The organism is Robiginitalea sp., assembly GCF_049588695.1.
Taxonomy (GTDB): Bacteria; Bacteroidota; Bacteroidia; order Flavobacteriales; family Flavobacteriaceae; genus Robiginitalea.
Genome location: NZ_JBAVZJ010000081.1, coordinates 1 through 1,895, shown reverse-complemented (window position 1 = coordinate 1,895; position 1,895 = coordinate 1). Strand labels below are relative to the sequence as shown.

The 1,895-nt window shown below is 49.4% G+C and carries 2 protein-coding genes; both read left to right on the top strand.

Translation table 11 applies throughout. The features are described 5' to 3' along the window. The first annotated feature begins 129 nt into the window (after nt 1–129). Nucleotides 130–1,017, top strand: a complete 888-nt coding sequence (locus WBV75_RS01705) for an ABC transporter ATP-binding protein (RefSeq protein WP_424118926.1) — start codon at nt 130–132, stop codon at nt 1,015–1,017. A 9-nt stretch (nt 1,018–1,026) separates the two neighbouring features. Continuing rightward, the coding region (locus WBV75_RS01700) for an ABC transporter permease (protein WP_424118925.1) at nt 1,027–1,895 on the top strand (869 nt) is incomplete at its 3' end.

The following is a 1,895-nucleotide window of genomic DNA, read 5'->3' as shown; positions in this document are numbered from 1 at the left end:
ATCTGAGTCTTTGAATTTTTTGATCGCGGCTTCAGTAGCCTGAGCTGCTTTTTTCTCTATCTTTCCTTCCAAACCAACCAAAATTAAAGCGCCGGGCGCTCCACGCATTTACACAAACAACTCCCTTTTATGGAACTTACTATCAGCAATCTTTCAAAAACCTATTCCAATGGGGTGCAGGCCCTCAAGGATGTTTCACTGACCATCCCCCAGGGGATGTTCGGGCTGCTCGGCCCGAATGGGGCCGGAAAATCCACCCTGATGCGCACCGTCGCAACCCTGCAGGATGCCGATTCCGGAAGCATCACCCTGGACGATATCGACGTTTTAAACAACAAACAGGCCGTCAGGGAATGTCTGGGCTACCTCCCCCAGGATTTTGGTTTGTATCCGAGGATTAATGCCGAGACCATGTTAAACCACATCGCCCAAATGAAGGGGGTCGGCAACAAAAAAGAGCGGAAAGACCTCGTGAGTTTTCTCCTGAACCGGGTGAACCTCTACAAAGACCGTAAAAAAGCCCTGGGCACCTACTCCGGTGGGATGCGTCAGCGCTTTGGGATCGCACAGGCCCTTGTGGGCAGCCCCAGCCTGATTATCGTCGATGAGCCGACCGCAGGACTCGATCCTTCAGAGCGAAACCGGTTTTACAACCTGCTTTCCGAAATTGGCGAAAACACTATTGTCATCCTCTCCACCCACATTGTGGAAGACGTTAATACGTTATGTTCCAATATGGCCATCATTTGTATGGGGGAAGTCCTTATGCAGGGCAAGCCCCATGACGGCCTGGCCCTTGTAGATGGCAAAATTTATCAAAAGGCCATAGAGAAGTCAGACCTGGAGCATTACCGGGAGGAGTACAATGTCATTTCCACCAAGCTCATAGAGGGCAAACTCAGTCTTCGGGTGGAGAACGACTCCAACCCCGGAAATGGCTTTGAACCGGTGCCGGGCGAGCTCGAAGATGTATACTTCAGCTATATCTCCAAAAAAGTAGATCCCATCACCATATAATCTGCCTCCATGTTTAAAGATATCTTTCTTTTTGAACTCAAATACCGTTTTACAAGGCCTGCCACGTGGATCTACTTTTTGCTGCTGGTAATCGTCCCCATGCTCCTGATCGGGTTTGGAAACACCCCGGCCTCAGAAAAGGTCTTTCACAATGCCCCCATCGTTATTGCCAACCTGCTGCTGTTGATTTCGATTTTCGGTATCCTGATTGCCTCTGCCGTTATGGGAGTACCCCTCTACAGGGATCTCGAACATAAAACCGGGACATACCTCTTCAGCTATCCCATTACCAAAACGGGATACTTTATGGGCCGTTTCTGGGGTTCTTTTGTCACCCTTTTGTTTATTTCATCAGGCGCCCTGCTGGGCATCTGGCTGGGCAGTATGCTCGGGCCGGCCTTTGGAACCGAAGCCACGCGATATGGCCCCAATCTTTTGGTAAATTATTTTCAACCCTGGTTCACCCTTTTGGTTCCAAACCTCTGGCTGGCCAGTGCCCTTTTCTTTGCCCTGATCGTTTTTACACGGAACATCCGCTCGATCTACTCCGGGGGGATTATCATTTTTATCGGGTATTTGCTGGCCAACTTCCTGGCCCAGGACATCGAGAACAAGGATTTAGTTCAACTCATCGACCCTTTTGGCATCAACTCTTTTGATATTCAGACCCGGTACCTCACCCCCTATGAGCAGAATAGTTTTTTCCTGCCCCTGGAAGGAAATTTACTCTGGAACCGCATTTTATGGATTGGGGTAGGCCTCATATTTTTTATTGCTGCGTACTGGAGGTTCAGTTTCGAATATTTCTTTAAAACAGACCGCAAAGCTGAAAAAGCCAAAAAACAGGAAGCCCCCGAAGCCGCGCCGGTACCTGTAGC